The following is a 17,670-nucleotide window of genomic DNA, read 5'->3' as shown; positions in this document are numbered from 1 at the left end:
CTCCCCGGCTCTGTCAGTTCTTTCAGGCGACATGATCCACCATCCGGCCGGCCTCGGCCGTCTGCGTCACCCCCGAGGCCAGACGGATCACCGCCTCCTCGCTCATGTCCGTATCATCAAGCTCGCCGGCGATCGCGCCCTCGCGCACCACCAGCACCCGGTCGCAAAGTCCGAGCAGCTCCGGCAATTCCGACGAGATCACCACGATGCCGATGCCGGTTTCGGCGAGCTCTCGCAGCAGCCGATGGATTTCAGATTTGGCGCCTACGTCGATACCGCGCGTCGGCTCGTCCATCAGGATCACTTGCGGGCGAACGGCGAGCTGTTTGGCGATCGCCACCTTCTGCTGGTTGCCGCCCGACAGCGACGAGACGGGCATATCGATGCCGCCCATGCGCACGCCGAGCCGGCGCACGAAATCGCGGGCGAGATCAGCCTCGGCCCTGGAATTCAGCAATCCGAGCGGCCCGGTCAGCGTCTTCAGGTCAAGCACGGAAATGTTCTGGGCGATCGACAGATCGACGAAGACGCCGGAGCCCTTGCGATCTTCCGAGAGGTAGACGATGCCGGCATCGACCGCATCGCGGTAATTGCCGATGCGCTGCGGCTTTCCGCGCAGCGTAATCTCACCCTTCGACTTGGCCCTGAGGCCGCAGATCGCTTCGGCGATCTCGGTTCGGCCGGAGCCGATCAGGCCGCCGATGCCGAGGATCTCGCCGCGCTTCAGGTCGAAGGAAACGGTGTCGATGCGGTCGCCGTCGCTCAAGGCGCGGACCGAAAGAATGGTCTCGTCCGAGCGCGCCTCCGGCGCCTGCTTTTGCGGATAGAGCTGGCTGATCTCGCGCCCGACCATGCGGCGCACCACGTCGTCGGCCGTCACGTCGGCGATCTTCTCGGTGACCACATGGCGGCCATCGCGAAACACGGTGACGCGGTCGCAAAGCGAGAAAATTTCGGCCATGCGGTGGCTGATATAGATGATCGATATGCCCGCGGCTTTCAGGTCGCGGATGATGGCGAACAGCGCCTGCGCTTCGGCTTCCGTCAGCGCCGCGGTCGGCTCGTCCAGGATCAGCACGCGGCAATCGAGCGTCAGCGCCTTGGCGATCTCGACGAGCTGCTGGCTGGAAATGGCGAGGTCGGCGACCTTGCGGCGGACGTCGATCGGCGCCAGCCGGTTCATCACGACCTGGGCTTCGCGTTCGAGCGCGCCGTAATTCATCAGCGGCGAACGGCGGCGGTTGGTGGCCGCCATGAACATGTTTTCCGCCACCGTCGCATCCGGGCAGAGGGCGATTTCCTGGTGGACGAGGCCGATGCCGAGTGTCTGGGCGATCGCCGGCGAACCAATTCTGACGACCGATCCGTCGACGAGGATCTCGCCTTCATTCGGTTGCAGCACACCGGCAATGATGTTCATCAGCGTCGATTTGCCCGCGCCGTTTTCGCCGCAGAGCGCGTGAATCTCTCCCCGCTCGAGGCGAAAATCCACCTCCGTCAGCGCCTTCACCGCACCGAAATGCTTGGTGACGCGCCGGACCTCCAGAACCGGTTGTGCTGTCATGCTGTCCTCCACCCGCAGTCCTGGCTGCCCGGAAACACCCGGGCAGCCAATTCACGATCTTACTCGTCGATGCCCTTGGTGCCACGACGCTTCAGGTACTTGTCCCAGTAGAAGTCGTCGGCATTTTCGGCGGTAACGATCGAGAGGCCGTTGTCGACGAAGGGAATGCTCATCGGGTTGAAACCGGAACGCTTGGCATCGTTCATCGGGTCGATCAGTTCCGGGTGCTTGGCCATCCACAGGAGCATGAAGCCCATGTAGCCCTGCATGCCCTGGTTCGGGTTGATCGAGCCGAAGACTTCGCCGGCCTTGATCATGTCGAGGATGTTGGCGTTGACGTCGGCGCACATGACGAGCACCTTGCCGCCGCTTTCCTTGCTGGCCTGAGCCGCACCGATCGCGGAGTTGGCTTCCGGCATGAACACGGCGCCGAGGTTCGGATTGGCCTGGATAAGGCTCATCAGGCCCTGATAGGCCTTGTTCGGATCCTGGTTCGAGGCGGCGCGACCGACGAGCTTCATGTCCGGCCACTTCTCGCCCATGCGGTTGACGAAGGCGGTGATGCGCTTGTCGTGGTTGTCCTGGCCGGGGTTTTCAAGAACGGCATACTCGCCTTTGCCGCCCATCTTCTCGGCAATCGCGTCAGCCGCGTAGATGCCTTCGCGAGTGTTGTCCGAGGTGATGAAGGAGACGCGCTTCGACAGTGGCGAATCCGCAGCGAAGGTCACGACCGCCGTGCCCTGATCGATCGCCCGGTTGATCGGCTCGATGAACGGATCGGAGTTCATCGGATGCACCAGAATGCCGGCCGGGTTCTGGGCAAGCGCCTGGTCGAAAGTGGCGATCTGCTTGTTGACGTCATATTCCGGCGTGCCGGTATATTCGGTCTCGCAGCCGAACTGCTGGCCGGCCTGCTTGAACATTTCATAGACCGGGAACCAGTATTCGACGCCGGAAACCATGACGTTCATGACGTATTTTTCGCCGGGCTGGCAGCGGAACGGGTTCGCCGTTTCGGCGCTAGCCGAGCCTGCAAAGAATGAAGCTGCAATGACCGCCAGAGCGGTCGTGCTGAAAAAATTGCGCACGTATCCTCCTCGAGGCCGAAGCCCCTCCCAAAACCGATAGGATCGCTGCTCGCGACCACTGAATGTATGAGTTGCCGGAACTCCTCCTCGACTTCCGACGATTGCGATTTAAGCCGGGGACTCAGCTTCTGTCAATATAATTCAAGGCATGAATAATAATTCATACGCGCCGTGGAAAACCTCGGATCTGGTCCTTCAATCAGCTGTCACGGAGACCCTTTAGAGCGCGCACATGGTTACCCTGCAACAGATCGCCTTTCATGCCGGCTGCTCGCTGGCGACCGTCTCGCGGGTGCTGAAGGGCGAAGGCCCGGTCAGTGACGAGATGGTGCGCCGCGTGCGCCGGGCCGCGGCCGAACTCGGCTACCGGCAGCCGCCGGCCACGGGCCGTGCAACCAACCGCAGCCAGCCGGTCGTCGGCGTACTGGTGCCAAGCGTCACCAATCCGGTCTTCGCGGCATCGCTCGGCGGCATCCAGCATCGATTGCAGGCCGCAAACCATGGCGTGCTGATTGCCCAGTCAAACTACGATCCCGCACTCGAGGCACGCGCCGTGCGCTCGCTGCTGGAACAGCGGCCGACCGGACTGATCCTGACGCTCTGCGATGCCAAGACCAGCGAAGCACTTTCGGCGGCGCTGCCGCCGACGGTGCTTCTCAACAACCGTCCGGTTGCCCGCTTCGCCGCCGCCGTTACCGTCGACAATTACCGGGCCGGTTTCGACCTCACCCGCCACATGCTCGACCGTGGCCATCGCCGTATTCTCGTCGTCTCCGGCCACTTCCGTTCGTCCGACCGCGCGCGCTTGCGCTACGACGGCTATTCCGCCGCCATGCAGGGGGCCGGTGTCGAGCCGATGGCGGCGGTGGAGATCCCCTTCGTCGACGGCTATGAGAACCTCGACCTCGCGACCGTTGTCGCACAGCACCGCCCAACGGCGATCATCGCTTCCAACGATCTTCTGGCGCTCGGCGTGATCGCGGCGCTTCGGCGTGAAGGCCTTGCCGTGCCGGACGATGTCTCCGTCGCCGGCTTCGACGGCATCGCGCTTGGCCGGCTGATGACGCCTACGCTGACGACGATCTCCATGCCCGACGGCGATATGGGGCTTGCGGCGGCCGCCCTGCTGCTCGACATCGCCGAAAATGCGTCGGGCTGCCGCCATCTCAATCTCGACTGCCGCCTTTATCCGGGCGGGACGGTTCGCCACCTCGCCTGAGCAAACACGAAAACACCGCCCCGAAATTTCCTTCGGGGCGGCGTCTATCGATTCGGCTACAGGATCAGCTGCGCGGCAGCAGGCTTTCGACTTCGGCTGCAGCCTCGTCGAGCGCTTCCTTCGGGGTCGCCTGCTGCTCAACGATGCGCGACAGGTTCTCGACGATAGTCTGTGTCACCTTCACGCCGTTGCTGCCCGGGAAGGCATACCAGGGGCGCATCAGCGGCATCTGCTCGAGGCCGGCACGAAACAGCGGGTTCTCCTTGTAGAAGTTGGCGAGATAGTCGGGCGACTTGGCCGCAAGCTCGTTGTTCGGAACGTAGCCGGTGCCGGGCACGACGACCGAGGCGCCATAGGGACCGGCGGCGAATTTTGCAAACTTCCAGGCCGCTTCCTGCTTGTCGGCGTCGCGGGTCAGGATGACGACGGCATTGCCGCCGGTCGGGAGCTTGCCGTTGACCGGATCAATCAGCGGAATGTGGGCCGTGCGCAGGTCGAACTTGTCGCCGACATTCTTGATGGTGTTGCGCAGCGCACCCGTCGTCTGAAAGGCGAAGCCGACCTTGCCGGCGACGAAGGCCTGTTCGCCCGCCTGCTTGGTCAGAACCGGCAGGCCGCCTTCCTTGACCATGCGGTCGAGCGCCTCGACCGCCTTCTCACCTTCGGGGCCATTGAAGGCAACCTTGCTTTCGTCCGCACTCAGCATCTCGCCGCCGGCGCCGAAAAGCAGGGCGGAGAACATCCAGTCGTCGCCCTGCCAGCGGAAATCGATGCCCTCGTTGCCGTCGCCGAGCGCCTTGATCTTGCCCCCGAGCGCGATAACCTCGTCCCAGGTCTTCGGCGGGTTTTCCGGATCGCCGCCGGCTTTGCGCACGAGATCGGCATTGTAATACATGATCGGATTGGAGGTGGCGAAGGCAAGGCCCACCTGCTTGCCGGCGACCTGGGCGAGCTTCAGGATGTTTTCGGAAAAGCCCTGCTCGGCCATGTTGCCGTCCTTGGCAATGAACGGGCCGAGGTCGACGGGGATGTCGCGCTCGTTGACCATGCGCAGGCGGTTGAGACCGATGAAGGTGAGATCGGGCATCTCGGCCGTTCCGGCCTGACGCATGATCGTCTGAATGCCTTCCTCATAGGTCGCCGAAGGATTGGCGAAGGTGATCTTGATATCGGGGTTTTCTTCCATGAATTTCTTCGAGATCGTGTCCATCACGTCCTTGAAGAAGCCGGGCATCGGATAATGCACCGTCAACTGGGTCTCGGCAAAGGCGGGGGCAGCGAGCATCAGCGATGCGGCAGCCGCGGTAAAAAGCTGTCTCAGATGTGTCATGGTTGCGCTCCTGGTTGGACCGTTCAGCCTTTGAGACCGGTCATGGTGATGCCCTCGACAAAGCGCTTCTGCGCCAGCAGAAATGCAGAAACGAGGGGAAGGGTGATGATGAGGGTCGCGGCCATCAGCGCGCCGTAGTCGTCGCCGGCTTCCGCGGCGCGGAAGTAGAGAAGACCGAGCGGCGGGGTCGCATAATCCTGGTTGGTGACGACGATCAGCGGCCAGAAGAGATCGTTCCAGTGGGCGACGACCGAGAAGATCGCGAAAGCCGTGATCGCCGGCCAGGCATTCGGCACGATGACCCGCGCAACGATGCCCGCCTCCGACATGCCGTCGAGGCGCGCCGCATGGACCAGATCGTCGGGCATGGCCCGGAAGAACTGCAGGAACAGGAAGATCGCGAACACCGAGATCGAGAACGGCGCCACAAGTGCGGTGTAGCTGTTCAACACCGAGAGCCTGTCGAAGGCCACGTAGATCGGCAGCGCCGTCGCGTGGATCGGCACCAGGAGGCCGAGCATGACCAGAACCATCATCGTGCGGGCGGCCCGGAACTTCAGCTTCGCCATGGCATAGGCGCAAGGTATGGCGACGACGATCTGGATGACGAAGATCAGCGCGCAGACGATCACGCCGTTGAAGAGCAGCGTCGACATCGAGACGCGCGACAGCGCCTTCGAGAAGTTCTCGATGTAGGACCACTGCTCAGGGATCAGCGACAGCGACGAGGAGAAGATCTCGCTCTGCGCCTTGCCTGCGGTCGAGACCATGAAGATGTAGGGCGCTAGGAAGATAAGAGCGCCGAGCGACAGCACCGTCAGACGGGCGATGCGGGCGACGGAGAAGGCGTTGCTGGTCATGCGTAGTGCACCTTCCGGTCAAGCACGCGGTACTGCAGAAACATCAGGACGACGAGGATGGCGAGGAAGACCACGGTCATCGCCGAGGCATAGCCGACGCGCAGATAGACGAAGCCTTCCTGGTAGATGGTGAAGAGCAGTACCTCCGACGCCTTGTTCGGGCCGCCTTCGGTCAGCGTTTTCACCGTCTCGAACACCTTCACCGAATTGATGATGCTGATGGTGGTGACGAACAGCGTCGTCGGCCCGAGCATCGGCCAGGTCACGAGCCGAAAACGATCAAACCAGGATTTCGCGCCGTCGACTTCGGCTGCGGCGTAGAGTTCCCGCGGGATGGCGGTGAGGCCGGCGAGGAACAGCACCATGTTGAAGCCGACCGATTGCCAGATGCCGATGATCGACAGGCCATAGAGCACCGTGCTGGAGGCGCCGAGCCAGTTGGGCCCGGCAATGCCGAAAACGGCGAGGAAGGTGTTGATCGGGCCGATGCTCGGGTGGAACAGGAATTGCCAGACCGTCGCCATGGCAACGAGCAACGAGGCGACCGGCAGGAAATAGACGGTCCGGAAAAAGGCCCGGCCCTTGGTTTCCGCCTCGATCAACATGGCGATCGCCAGCGAAAGCACGATCGATACCGGCGTGACGATCGCGGTGTAGACGGCGGTGTTCCAGAGCGAGCGACGGAAGGTGCGGTCGCCGAAGAGTTCGGCATAGTTCTCGAAACCGACGAAACGGAAGCTGCCGTAGCCGAGTTCGAAATCGGTGAAGCCGAGCACGATCACGGCAGCGGTCGGCAGCAGGATGAAGAGGGAGAGCAGCGTGATGGCCGGCAGCGCCAGCAACCAGGCGATGCGGGCTTCGCGGCGATCGGGGTGGGGCGCAGCAATCGCCGTTTCGAAGGTCGCGACACTAGCCATGGACCTTCTCCAGCGTCGCGGCGATAGCGATCTGCTCGGCTGCCACCCGGGTGCCCTCGCCGTCGAACAGCATCGCCCGTTCCGGCATGAACGCGACATCGACGGGCTGACCGATCGCGAGTGCCGCGGCTTCGGCGGGTGCTGACTTGGCGGCGACCACCTCGCCGATCGCATCGAGGCGGGCGTGGACGATCACCTCGGAGCCGAGAAACTCCATGCGCTCGACCCGCGCAGTCAGCCGGCCGGCACCGGCCGCATGAAAGCGCACGAATTCCGGGCGTATCGCGAGCTTCACCGGCGCATCCGGTGCCTGCCCGCGGCTTGCCAGAAGCACGAGATCGCCGAAGCGCACGATGCTTGCGGTATCCGTGCGGGTTTCGAGCACGTTGATCTTCGGCTGGCCGAGGAAGCGCGCAACCTCGATATGGGAGGGGTTGTCGTAGATCTCCTTCGGGCTCGCCAGCTGCAAGAGATTGCCGCCGATCATGACGGCGACGCGGTCGGCCATAGACAGCGCTTCGGACTGGTCGTGGGTGACATAGAGTGTCGGCACGCCGGCGCGGCGGTGCAGGTCGACGATCTCGCCGCGGGCATGGACGCGCAGATTGGCGTCGAGATTGGAGAGCGGCTCGTCCATCAGGAACACGGCCGGACGGCGCACCATGGCGCGGGCGAGCGCCACGCGCTGGCGCTGACCGCCGGACATCTGCCCGGGCTTGCGGTCGAGCAGATGATCGATCTTCAGCGCTCCGGCCATCTCCTTGACCTGGCGCTGAATATCGCTGCGGATCTGCTTCTGGCCAGGCAGAAGACTGCCAATCATGGGCAGGCGCTGCATCGCCGTCAGGCGCCGCATGGCGAGCGGTACGGCAATGTTTTGACCTGCCGTCAGGTGCGGATAGAGCGCGTAGGACTGGAACACCATCGCCACGTTGCGGTCGGCCGCCGCCATGCGGACAACGCTACGACCGCCGATCACGATCTCGCCGGCATCGCCGTGATCAAGGCCGGCGACGATGCGCAGAAGCGTACTCTTGCCGCAGCCGGAAGGGCCGACGAGCGCAATGAACTCGCCGGCTTCCGCCTCCAGACTGACGCCCTTCAGGATGGCGTTGCCGCCATAGGACTTGGTGATGCCATCCAGCGAAAGCACGCTCATTGCGCTGCCTCCACTTGGGGCTTCTTCTTGGCGGCGAGCGGATAGACGTCCTCGACGATCGGGTCGAGCACGTGGCTCGTCAGACCCGGCACAGCGACGATTTCGCTGGTCACGCCGGCATCAGTGAGTTCGTGCACGACGGCACCGACCAGCCGCTCGCCCGGCATCGGCCGTTCCAGCGTGTCGATGATGAAGGAGGTCGGCGGCGCCCAGACGAGCGAGGTCCCGGCATGTTCGCCGGTCCAGGCCCAGTGCAGGTGACCGCTGGCATGCAACGCCACCTCGGCTTCTGCGAAAAGATCAAAGAGACGCAGGCGCTGGCGCGGACGGATGCCCCAGTAGCCGGTGTCGCCTTCGGCCGGGGCGTCGACGAAGAGCGGCTTGTGGGCGAAGACCGCCACCCGGCGGCCGTCGCGACCAAGCAGTTGTTCCTCCAGCCAGGCAAATTGCCTGTCCTCTTCCTCGTCCTCGAAGCCGATCAGCAGGCTGTTGAGGCCGAGCAGCCGCCAGTCCCCGTGGTCGCGGCCCCAATAGTCCGGGCCGGCGAGCCGGCGCCAGCGGGCAAGCCGGACGGGATCCACAGGCTGGTGCGAGCCCGGCAGATGGCCGACATCGTGATTGCCGGGAACGATCACGACCGGCATCGAGAGCTGGCCAATCAGATCGAGCGAGAAGGAGATATCGTCTTCGTGGTCGGCACCATCGATAGTGACGTCGCCCGTGTGGATGACGAGATCGGGCGCCGCCGCCTCGATCCAGGCGCGAACCGGTTCCCAATTGCCGTTGAAATGGCTTTTGGCGGGGCTGAGATGGGTGTCGCTGATCTGGACGATTTTCATGGAAACGGGCCTCCGACGATGGCTTGCGGTATCCGCGTCGGAGGGCTGTCTCTTCCCTTCTCTGCGGTTAGCCGCAGTCTTTAGGGAGCCGCCATGTCAGTTTGGTAACAGCCGTTCTCAGCTGATTTTCAGTTTCTCCATGAAAGCGTCATTTTCAGAAGCCCGGCCGGCGCGAACCGGCACGCGCGCACCGGATGCGTCTGCGTCTTATTTCCCCAAGCTCACCACTTTGCGCCGAGTTCGCCCCGAATTGATGCCGGACAGGACTGCTCCATGACGGTCGCAAGCATCGCATTCGACGCGTCTGCTTCGGCGACGACCCAGTCGCGAAAGGCCTGGATCTTCTTCTGCCGCCTGGTGCTTTGCGGATAGACCAGCCAATAGGCGCGGCCGTCGCGCACCACATGCTCGAACGGCCGGATCAGCCGGCCGCTCTTCAGTTCATCCATTAGGAAGGTCGAGACGGCAATGGCCATGCCGTGATCCGCCAGAATGGTGGCGACATCCATCGCCTGGACGTCGAAGATCAGCTCGGTACCGTTGCTCGCCGGCGGCTCGACGCCGGTTTCAATCATCCAGCGCCGCCACCAGGTGGCGTTGCCGAAACGCCGGATCCTCAAGACGTCGGCGGGCTCCTTGAGTTGATGTTTCTCCAGGAAGGACGGCGTACAGACCGGCACGTAATCGAGCGGAAACAAGGGAAAGACATCGTTTCCCGGCCAGTCGCCGGCGCCGCTGCGCACCGCGAGATCGATAGCGTCACGCTTGAAATCGACCAGCTCGGTCGACATGTGCACCCTGATGCTGATGTTCGGATGCGCGGTCTGGAAGCTGGCGAGCCGTTGGCCGAGCCAGCTCGAAACGACGGTCGGCAGCACCGAGATGTGCAGGTGGTGTTCGGTCTTGTCGGCAATCTCCGAGAAGGCCGCCCCCAAAAGATCGATCGCTTCGGTTACCTTTGGCGCCAGTTGCCGTCCGGCGCCGGTCAATCGCACCTCGCGCGGAAGGCGGACAAAGAGCGGCGCGCCGATGCGGTCCTCCAACAACCGGATCTGATAGCTGACGGCCGCCTGCGTCATGCCGAGTTCTTCGGCGGCGCGGGTGAAACTCAGGTGCCTGGCGGCGGCCTCGAAGGCGCGCACAGCACTCATAGGGGGAATCTTGCTCATGACGCTGAGATAAGCATTCTTTATGCCAGCATGCGAGAAATCGCTTTGCGCGAAACAGCAAAAAACCTCACTTTTTTCGCGAACACACGCCTTCCAGAGAAGTGAGGATAGCAATGCTTAGCGCAGTGCGATCAATGATTTACCATGCCCTGAATTGGGCCGACAGGACCCTCAGTGCTCCGGTCGCCATCGACACGTTCAACGAGTTCCAGCTCCGGGATATCGGCCTGACGCGGGACCAGGAACATATCCGTGCGCGCGTCGGCGACACAGCGGATCCGTGGCACTGGCCGGAGGAGCCCGATCCCGTGCCGGTGCAACCCGCCGCGAAAACAGTTTGCAGCGAAGGACCGCGCATTGCCCGCGTCTCGCCTCGCGCCCTGGTTGGAGAGAATAAAGACATAAGCATTTCTTTATGCGATTGACGACCGAGCGATTGCAGGGCATTGTCCCGACATCGTGGTTCTGCGCCTCGCCATCCGGCGGGACGGAGCTAAGAGGGAATTCGGTGCGGCGCCGACAAGCGCCCAGGCCGAAGCTGCCCCCGCAACTGTAGGCGGAGAGCGGCCGTTCGATGATGTCACTGAGGAAGACGCCTCGGGAAGACGGAACGGTCCGCGTTGACCCGCAAGCCAGGAGACCTGCCGCGATGAACAACGTCCACGGGCGGGGTGTCCGATGAGGCGCGTTGACGACGCGGGATTCTTCTCGCGTCGCGGATGCGTCGCATTCAAGCCTTGCCCTTCAACCTTCGGGGTAAGGAAATGACCATCAAGACTGCCAATCTCGGCTTCCCGCGCATCGGCCGACACCGCGAACTGAAATTTGCGCTTGAACGCTACTGGTCCGGCAAGATCAGCCGTGACGAGCTTTTCGACGTCGGCCGCCGGCTTCGGGCCGAAAACTGGGCGGCGCAAAAGGCGCGCGGCATCGATATCCTCCCTTCGAACGATTTCTCGTTCTACGACCACGTGCTCGATACTGCCGTGCTCGTCGGTGCGGTCCCGGCTACCTATGGCTGGAAGGGCGGGCCGGTCGATCTCGACACTTACTTTGCCATGGCGCGCGGCTCGACCGGTTCGCCCTGCGCTTCCGGTTGCACGCATGCGGGTGACGGCGGCAACGCCGCACTCGAGATGACCAAGTGGTTCGACACCAACTACCATTACATGGTGCCCGAATTCGCAGCGGATCAACGCTTTGCGCTGACGCATAACCGGCCGCTCGAAGCCTTTCTCGAGGCCGAGGCCCTCGGCTATCGAACCCGCCCGGTCCTGCTTGGCCCGGTGACGTTCCTCAAGCTCGGCAAGGCGAAGGGCGGAGATTTCGATCCCCTCGACCTGATCGAACGCTTGCTTCCCGTTTACGTCGAGCTGCTAACCGAACTTGCCAATGCCGGCGCCGACTGGGTTCAGATCGACGAACCTTGCCTGGTGCTCGATCTCACCGACCGGGAAAGGCAGGCCCTGGACCTTGCCTATCATACGTTCCGGGCGAAAGTTCCCGGACTCCGGATCATGCTTGCGACCTATTTCGGCGCGATCGGCGACAATATGGTGAGCGCCCTGGCGCTGCCGGTCGCGGGCCTGCATGTCGATCTCGTGCGCGCGCCGCAGCAGATCGAGGTCCTCCTCCAATCCGCTCCGGCTAACCGGGTACTGTCGCTCGGCGTCATCGACGGCCGCAACGTCTGGAGGACGGATCTTGCCGGCCTGTTCCGCCGCTTGCAGCCGCTGGTCTCTGCCCATGGCCGCGACCGGATCGAGCTTGCGCCCTCGTGCTCGCTCCTGCATGTGCCCGTCGACCTCGACATGGAACAGGCGCTCGACCTGGAGCTTGCCTCGTGGCTCGCTTTCGCCGTCCAGAAGCTCGATGAATTAAGCCTTCTCGCCCGTGCCTTCGAGCCGGGGCTTGCCAATCCGGAAAGGGTCTTTGCGGCCTCGAGCGAAGCGGCCAAGGCGCGGCTGACGTCGCTCAGGATCCATGATCCGCTGGTCGCCGGCCGGTTGAAGGCATTGACCGCCGCCGACAGCCAACGCCAATCGCCCTTCCCCGCCCGTCGTGCGCTTCAGGCGGAAAGATTGTCGCTGCCGCTCTTCCCGACGACGACGATCGGCTCCTTCCCGCAGACGGCAGAAGTCCGCCAGGCCCGATCGCTGCATGCCAAAGGCGAGCTCAGCTATGTCGACTACACCGCCTATCTGCGCCAAGAGACCGAGCAGGCCGTGCGCTGGCAGGAGGAAATCGGCATCGACGTGCTGGTTCACGGCGAGTTCGAGCGCAACGACATGGTGCAGTATTTCGCCGAGCAGCTTTCCGGCTACGCCTTCACCCAAGGCGGCTGGGTACAGAGCTACGGTTCGCGCTACGTGCGCCCGCCGATCATCTTCGGCGACGTTTCCCGGCCGAACCCGATGACGGTCGAATGGGCGGCCTTTGCGCAGTCACTGACCGATCGCCCGGTCAAGGGCATGCTGACGGGTCCGGTCACCATGCTGCAATGGTCCTTCGTGCGCGACGACCTGCCGCGGTCGGTCGTGTGCCGGCAGATCGCGCTGGCGCTTGGCGACGAAGTCAGGGACCTAGAGGCATCGGGCATCGCCGTCATCCAGATCGACGAGCCGGCGCTGCGCGAGGGCCTGCCGCTCAAGGCCGCCGACCGCAAGGCCTATCTCGACTGGGCGGTGGAGTGCTTCCGCCTCAGCGCCGCCGGCGTCGGCGACGCCACCCAGATCCACACCCACATGTGCTACTCCGAGTTCAACGACATCATGGCGGCGATCGCGGCGATGGACGCCGACGTCATATCCATCGAGACCTCCCGGTCGAAGATGGAACTGCTTGGCGCCTTCACCGGAAGTGCCTATCCGAACGAGATCGGCCCGGGCGTCTACGACATCCATTCACCGCGGGTGCCGGCGGTGGATGAAATGGTGCACCTCATCGAGCGCGCGACCGAGGGGCTGACGCCGGCGCAGATCTGGGTCAACCCGGATTGCGGGCTGAAGACCCGGCGCTGGGAGGAAACCCGGCCGGCGCTTGTCAACATGGTGGCGGCGGCGCGTGCCCTGCGCCAGGCCTTCGCGGATGATCCCCGCAAGGCGCTTCGCGCATGACGGACCACACGGAAGCGGCGTCGGGGGAAACCCCGGTGCCACAGACCCTCGTCGATATCGTCTTTCCCGGCGACACCAATCATCACGGCACCCTCTTTGGGGGTGCCGCATTGGCGCTGATGGACCGGATCGCCTTCATCGTCGCCACCCGCCACGGCCGCGTTCCCTTCGTCACCGCCTCCTGCGACCGGATCGACTTTCGCGCACCCGCCCGCATCGGCCAGATCGTCAGTTTCTCTGGCCGCCCGGTGCGCGTCGGGCGGCGCTCGATGGTCGTCGACGTCGAGATGGTGGCCGAAGACCTTGCGACCGGCGGCCGCGATCTTTGCTCACGCGGACAGTTCACCATGGTTGGGATGCCGCGGGACAAAGGTGCCGACTGGCACCTTCCGCCGCTCGCCGAGCCCGCGCCGGCTGCTCCCGCCGCCGATTTCGTCGGCATGACCGACATCGTTTTTCCGGGCCAGACCAACAGCGCCGGCGCGCTCTTTGGCGGCGATGCACTCGCCCAGATGACGAAGGCGGCCTTCGTCGCCGCGACCCGGCTGACCGGCAAAGCGATGGTGCTCGCCTCCTGCAGGAGCGATTTCAAGCGGCGTGTCGCCGCCGGAACGATCGTCGACACGCTGGCGCGCGTCACCCGGACCGGACGCAGTTCCACAACGATAGAGGTCGAGCTCTGGTCGGAAGAACTGCTCAGCGGCGGGCGCCTGCTGACCGTCACCGGGACTTTCGTGATGGTGGCCGTCGACAGCCGCAACCGCCCGGTTGCGGCCTTCGCCGCCTGAGCAAGCCGGGGGCGCCGCTCAATGGCGCCCTCGGTCCACAGGATTGATTGCGCGCCGCCATTTACTCCCCGTTATCCACACCGAAAAAGAAAAGACCGCTGCACCCCCGCCTTCAGCATATAGAACCTATTGACGCAGATTTGCGATGAACTACTATATCTAGTGTTCGAGGTTCTTCCGATTCGCAAGGATTGGGAGCTAAGACGGGAATACGGTGCGCCGGCGGGTTTTCCGCTCAGGCTATGCCGTAGCTGCCCCCGCAACTGTAGACGGCGAGCAACTGTCCGGAATTGGACCACTGAGGCATGAGGCCTCGGGAAGGTCGGGATGGAAGCTTTGACCCGTAAGCCAGGAGACCTGCCTCGAGCAACAAACGTCCACGGGCGGGGTGTCCGGAGGGGTTGAGTGCGTGGCAGGATGAGCCTGCCCGATCGTCTCGACATCTCCCCGGCAGCCTGTCGAAAGCTTCGGGGTGAAGTCATGTCAGTTTCTTCCAGTTCAGATCCACCTTCTGCGGACGGGTGCGCATTGTTGCGCGCCTGATCGAAAGGCCGCGCCCTGAGAGCCCGCATCTGCGGAAATTCCGGAGCGCCCGACCAGAACGAGCCGGCCCGGCTGCCTAATCGACCTTGGGCCAGCTTGCCGACATCCACTCCGATCGAGGCGACCGGGGAGCGATGTTTCGTGCCCTATCGCCAAGCCCACGGTTCGCGTTCGCGCGACCCGCCGATTTTTTGCGCCCATTTGCCAGACCCTCACGAGGAACCCATGTCGATCACAGTCTACAGCAAACCCGCCTGCGTCCAATGCACCGCCACCACCCGCGCGCTTGACCGCCAGGGCATCGACTATCGCATCGTCGATATTTCCGAGGATTCCGATGGCTTCGCGCTGGTGCAGGATCTCGGCTACCGGCAGGTTCCAGTGGTCGTCGCCGGCGAGCGGCATTGGGCGGGGTTCCGCCCGGACATGATCAGCGCGCTTTCCTGAAGGAGAGAAGCGATGGGGCTGATCGTCTATTTTTCCAGCCGCTCGGAAAACACCCATCGCTTCGTCGAGAAACTCGGCCTTCGCGCGGCCCGCATACCGCTCAAGGAAAGTAAGGATGCACTTACGGTTTCGGAGCCCTATGTGCTCGTCGTACCGACCTACTGCGGCGACGATGGCCGAGGTGCCGTGCCGAAACAGGTGATCCGCTTCCTGAACGACGCGGGCAACCGCTCTCACATCCGCGGCGTGATCGCAGCGGGCAACAGCAATTTCGGCGCGACCTACGGGATCGCCGGCGAGGTGATCTCGGCCAAGTGCCGGGTGCCCTACCTCTACCGGTTCGAGCTGCTCGGAACCGACGAGGACGTCGCCAATGTCAAAAACGGGATGGAACGATTTTGGACGTCACAACACTCGAACGCCCCCTGAAGGCGACGGAAGCGGCGCTGGATTACCACGCGCTGAACGCGATGCTGAACCTCTACGACGAGGAGGGGAAGATCCAGCTCGACAAGGACCGGCAGGCGGCGAAGCAATACTTCCTGCAGCACGTCAACCAGAACACGGTCTTCTTCCATAACCTGCGGGAAAAGCTCGATTATCTGGTGACCGAGGGCTACTACGAGCAGGAAGTGCTGGACCAGTATTCGTTCAACTTCGTGCGCGATCTCTACGACCACGCCTATTCGAAGAAGTTCCGTTTCCCGACCTTCCTCGGCGCCTTCAAATATTACACGTCCTATACGCTCAAAACCTTCGACGGAAAGCGCTACCTGGAACGCTACGAAGACCGCGTCTGCATGGTGGCGATGGCGTTGGCGCGCGGCAACGAGGCGCTTGCCCGCGACCTCGTCGACGAGATCATTTCCGGCCGTTTCCAGCCGGCGACGCCGACCTTCCTCAATGCCGGCAAGAAGAGCCGTGGCGAGCTCGTCTCCTGCTTTCTGCTGAGGATCGAGGACAACATGGAAAGCATCGGCCGCGCCATCAATTCGGCGCTGCAGCTTTCCAAGCGCGGCGGCGGCGTGGCGCTGTCGCTCACCAACATCCGCGAGATGGGCGCACCGATCAAGCAGATCGAGAACCAATCCTCCGGGGTCATCCCGGTCATGAAGTTGCTGGAAGACTCGTTCTCCTACGCCAACCAGCTTGGCGCGCGCCAGGGTGCGGGTGCTGTCTACCTGCATGCCCACCACCCCGACATCATGCGCTTCCTCGACACCAAGCGTGAGAACGCCGACGAGAAGATCCGCATCAAGACGCTGTCGCTCGGCGTCGTCATCCCCGACATCACCTTCGAGCTCGCCCGCAACAACGAGGACATGTACCTGTTCTCGCCCTATGACGTGGAGCAGGTCTATGGCGTGCCGCTCACCGAAATCTCGGTGACGGAGAAGTATCGCGAGATGGTGGAGGATGCCCGCATCCGCAAGCGCAAGATCAAGGCGCGCGACTTCTTCCAGATCATCGCCGAGATCCAGTTCGAGAGCGGTTATCCGTACATCATGTTCGAGGACACGGTGAACCGGGCAAACCCGATTGCCGGCCGCATCACCATGAGCAACCTCTGCTCGGAAATCCTGCAGGTGAGCGAGGCGAGCGAATTCAACGACGACCTCTCCTACAAGCACATGGGCAAGGACATCTCCTGCAACCTCGGCTCGCTGAACATCGCCGCTGCCATGGACAGCCCGGATTTCGGCCAGACCATCGAGACCTCGATCCGTGCGCTGACAGCCGTCTCCGAAATGAGCCACATCTCGTCCGTGCCCTCGATCGAAAAGGGCAACGACGACAGCCACGCGATCGGCCTCGGGCAAATGAACCTGCACGGCTATCTCGCGCGCGAGCGCATCTTCTACGGTTCCGAAGAAGGCATCGATTTCACCAACATCTATTTCTACACGGTGACCTACCACGCCATCCGCGCATCGAACCGGCTGGCGGTCGAAAAGGGCAAGAGCTTCGCCGGCTTCGAAAACTCGAAATACGCCTCTGGCGACTATTTCGACAAATACACCGAGGCCGAATGGCTGCCGGCGACCGAAAAGGTGAAGGCGCTGTTCGAAGAGGCCGGCATCGCCATCCCGACCCAGGAAGACTGGCTGGAACTGAAACGGGCAGTGATGGAAGGAGGTCTCTACAACCAGAACCTTCAGGCCGTGCCGCCGACGGGCTCGATCTCCTACATCAACCATTCGACGTCCTCGATCCACCCGATCGTGTCCAAGATCGAGATCCGCAAGGAAGGCAAGATCGGCCGCGTCTACTACCCGGCCGCCTTCATGACCAACGACAATCTCGAATATTACCAGGACGCCTACGAGATCGGCCCGGAAAAGATCATCGACACCTATGCGGCGGCCACCCAGCACGTCGACCAGGGCCTGTCGCTGACGCTGTTCTTCCGCGACACGGCGACGACCCGCGACATCAACCGCGCCCAGATCCACGCCTGGAAGAAGGGCATCAAGACCATCTACTACATCCGCCTTCGCCAGATGGCGCTGGAGGGCACGCAGGTCCAGGGCTGCGTTTCCTGCGCTCTGTAACTTTGCATTCCAGCAACTGCCCAAGCTGCCCCTCACCCTCTCCCCGCACGTGGGGAGAGGGTGAGGGCAGGCGGATGTG

Annotated in this window: 15 protein-coding genes and 2 riboswitches; of the genes, 7 read left to right on the top strand and 8 right to left on the bottom strand. The window is 63.2% G+C overall.

What is annotated here, in order from left to right:
- Nucleotides 1-22: 22 nt before the first annotated feature.
- The gene (locus tag ACIQUG_RS25500) at nucleotides 23-1,564 is read right to left on the bottom strand and encodes a sugar ABC transporter ATP-binding protein (protein ID WP_402324914.1); all 1,542 of its coding nucleotides are present in this window, start codon (nucleotides 1,562-1,564) and stop codon (nucleotides 23-25) included.
- A gap of 59 nt (nucleotides 1,565-1,623) precedes the next feature.
- Nucleotides 1,624-2,652 (bottom strand): substrate-binding domain-containing protein, encoded by a 1,029-nt coding sequence (locus tag ACIQUG_RS25495; protein ID WP_402324913.1) that lies wholly within the window; start codon nucleotides 2,650-2,652, stop codon nucleotides 1,624-1,626.
- Between the two features lie 232 nt (nucleotides 2,653-2,884).
- Between ACIQUG_RS25495 and ACIQUG_RS25490 the strand changes: the two genes are divergently transcribed.
- Complete coding sequence (locus ACIQUG_RS25490) at nucleotides 2,885-3,871, top strand: substrate-binding domain-containing protein (RefSeq protein ID WP_402324912.1); 987 nt, start codon at nucleotides 2,885-2,887, stop codon at nucleotides 3,869-3,871.
- Between the two features lie 64 nt (nucleotides 3,872-3,935).
- Here ACIQUG_RS25490 and ACIQUG_RS25485 read toward each other — a convergent pair whose 3' ends face one another.
- From ACIQUG_RS25485 to ACIQUG_RS25460, 6 genes are all read right to left on the bottom strand, one after another.
- The gene (locus ACIQUG_RS25485; protein WP_402324911.1) at nucleotides 3,936-5,201 is read right to left on the bottom strand and encodes an ABC transporter substrate-binding protein; all 1,266 of its coding nucleotides are present in this window, start codon (nucleotides 5,199-5,201) and stop codon (nucleotides 3,936-3,938) included.
- 23 nt (nucleotides 5,202-5,224) lie between these two features.
- Nucleotides 5,225-6,061, bottom strand: a complete 837-nt coding sequence (locus ACIQUG_RS25480; RefSeq protein WP_402324910.1) for a carbohydrate ABC transporter permease — start codon at nucleotides 6,059-6,061, stop codon at nucleotides 5,225-5,227.
- Nucleotides 6,058-6,978 carry a carbohydrate ABC transporter permease gene (locus ACIQUG_RS25475; protein ID WP_402324909.1) on the bottom strand — a complete coding sequence of 307 codons (921 nt, stop codon included), beginning with the start codon at nucleotides 6,976-6,978 and terminating at the stop codon, nucleotides 6,058-6,060. Before ACIQUG_RS25475 ends, ACIQUG_RS25480 begins: the two co-directional genes overlap by 4 nt.
- Nucleotides 6,971-8,137, bottom strand: a complete 1,167-nt coding sequence (locus ACIQUG_RS25470) for an ABC transporter ATP-binding protein (protein WP_402324908.1) — start codon at nucleotides 8,135-8,137, stop codon at nucleotides 6,971-6,973. The genes ACIQUG_RS25475 and ACIQUG_RS25470 overlap by 8 nt, the downstream gene beginning before the upstream one ends.
- The gene (locus ACIQUG_RS25465) at nucleotides 8,134-8,976 is read right to left on the bottom strand and encodes a metallophosphoesterase family protein (protein ID WP_402324907.1); all 843 of its coding nucleotides are present in this window, start codon (nucleotides 8,974-8,976) and stop codon (nucleotides 8,134-8,136) included. The genes ACIQUG_RS25470 and ACIQUG_RS25465 overlap by 4 nt, the downstream gene beginning before the upstream one ends.
- Before the next feature lie 221 nt (nucleotides 8,977-9,197).
- The gene (locus tag ACIQUG_RS25460; protein ID WP_402324905.1) at nucleotides 9,198-10,127 is read right to left on the bottom strand and encodes a LysR substrate-binding domain-containing protein; all 930 of its coding nucleotides are present in this window, start codon (nucleotides 10,125-10,127) and stop codon (nucleotides 9,198-9,200) included.
- 152 nt (nucleotides 10,128-10,279) lie between these two features.
- On the opposite strand from ACIQUG_RS25460, the gene ACIQUG_RS25455 reads away from it, so the two are divergent.
- From ACIQUG_RS25455 to nrdE, 6 genes are all read left to right on the top strand, one after another.
- Nucleotides 10,280-10,570: a hypothetical protein gene (locus tag ACIQUG_RS25455; protein WP_402324904.1), complete on the top strand. Its 291-nt coding sequence runs from the start codon at nucleotides 10,280-10,282 to the stop codon at nucleotides 10,568-10,570.
- A gap of 18 nt (nucleotides 10,571-10,588) precedes the next feature.
- Nucleotides 10,589-10,809, top strand: a riboswitch (cobalamin riboswitch).
- Nucleotides 10,810-10,909: 100 nt separating this feature from the next.
- A complete protein-coding gene (metE, locus tag ACIQUG_RS25450) occupies nucleotides 10,910-13,261 on the top strand; it encodes a 5-methyltetrahydropteroyltriglutamate--homocysteine S-methyltransferase (RefSeq protein WP_402324903.1) in 2,352 nt (783 codons plus the stop codon).
- Nucleotides 13,258-14,049, top strand: coding sequence for an acyl-CoA thioesterase (locus tag ACIQUG_RS25445; protein WP_402324902.1), 792 nt, complete (start codon nucleotides 13,258-13,260; stop codon nucleotides 14,047-14,049). The genes metE and ACIQUG_RS25445 overlap by 4 nt, the downstream gene beginning before the upstream one ends.
- A 152-nt stretch (nucleotides 14,050-14,201) precedes the next feature.
- Nucleotides 14,202-14,429, top strand: a riboswitch (cobalamin riboswitch).
- A gap of 388 nt (nucleotides 14,430-14,817) precedes the next feature.
- The gene (nrdH, locus tag ACIQUG_RS25440; RefSeq protein ID WP_402324900.1) at nucleotides 14,818-15,039 is read left to right on the top strand and encodes a glutaredoxin-like protein NrdH; all 222 of its coding nucleotides are present in this window, start codon (nucleotides 14,818-14,820) and stop codon (nucleotides 15,037-15,039) included.
- 12 nt (nucleotides 15,040-15,051) lie between these two features.
- The gene (nrdI, locus tag ACIQUG_RS25435) at nucleotides 15,052-15,468 is read left to right on the top strand and encodes a class Ib ribonucleoside-diphosphate reductase assembly flavoprotein NrdI (RefSeq protein WP_402324899.1); all 417 of its coding nucleotides are present in this window, start codon (nucleotides 15,052-15,054) and stop codon (nucleotides 15,466-15,468) included.
- Nucleotides 15,438-17,591: a class 1b ribonucleoside-diphosphate reductase subunit alpha gene (gene nrdE / locus ACIQUG_RS25430; protein ID WP_402324898.1), complete on the top strand. Its 2,154-nt coding sequence runs from the start codon at nucleotides 15,438-15,440 to the stop codon at nucleotides 17,589-17,591. Before nrdI ends, nrdE begins: the two co-directional genes overlap by 31 nt.
- The last annotated feature ends 79 nt before the right edge of the window (nucleotides 17,592-17,670 follow it).

It is taken from the genome of Ensifer sp. NPDC090286, assembly GCF_044769565.1.
In the GTDB taxonomy this organism is placed as follows: Bacteria; Pseudomonadota; Alphaproteobacteria; order Rhizobiales; family Rhizobiaceae; genus Ensifer.
The sequence above is the reverse complement of the archived record's forward strand: the minus strand, read 5'-3'. Positions and strand labels throughout refer to the sequence as shown.

Bases quoted from the DNA above. Each gene is read 5' to 3' on its own strand.
- ACIQUG_RS25480 (WP_402324910.1), bottom strand. From the start codon at position 6,061: ATGACCAGCAACGCCTTCTCCGTCGCCCGCATCGCCCGTCTGACGGTG.
- ACIQUG_RS25485 (WP_402324911.1), bottom strand. From the start codon at position 5,201: ATGACACATCTGAGACAGCTTTTTACCGCGGCTGCCGCATCGCTGATG.
- ACIQUG_RS25490 (WP_402324912.1), top strand. From the start codon at position 2,885: ATGGTTACCCTGCAACAGATCGCCTTTCATGCCGGCTGCTCGCTGGCG.
- metE (WP_402324903.1), top strand. From the start codon at position 10,910: ATGACCATCAAGACTGCCAATCTCGGCTTCCCGCGCATCGGCCGACAC.
- ACIQUG_RS25475 (WP_402324909.1), bottom strand. From the start codon at position 6,978: ATGGCTAGTGTCGCGACCTTCGAAACGGCGATTGCTGCGCCCCACCCC.
- nrdI (WP_402324899.1), top strand. From the start codon at position 15,052: ATGGGGCTGATCGTCTATTTTTCCAGCCGCTCGGAAAACACCCATCGC.
- ACIQUG_RS25455 (WP_402324904.1), top strand. From the start codon at position 10,280: ATGATTTACCATGCCCTGAATTGGGCCGACAGGACCCTCAGTGCTCCG.
- nrdH (WP_402324900.1), top strand. From the start codon at position 14,818: ATGTCGATCACAGTCTACAGCAAACCCGCCTGCGTCCAATGCACCGCC.
- ACIQUG_RS25470 (WP_402324908.1), bottom strand. From the start codon at position 8,137: ATGAGCGTGCTTTCGCTGGATGGCATCACCAAGTCCTATGGCGGCAAC.
- ACIQUG_RS25500 (WP_402324914.1), bottom strand. From the start codon at position 1,564: ATGACAGCACAACCGGTTCTGGAGGTCCGGCGCGTCACCAAGCATTTC.
- ACIQUG_RS25465 (WP_402324907.1), bottom strand. From the start codon at position 8,976: ATGAAAATCGTCCAGATCAGCGACACCCATCTCAGCCCCGCCAAAAGC.
- ACIQUG_RS25445 (WP_402324902.1), top strand. From the start codon at position 13,258: ATGACGGACCACACGGAAGCGGCGTCGGGGGAAACCCCGGTGCCACAG.
- ACIQUG_RS25460 (WP_402324905.1), bottom strand. From the start codon at position 10,127: ATGAGTGCTGTGCGCGCCTTCGAGGCCGCCGCCAGGCACCTGAGTTTC.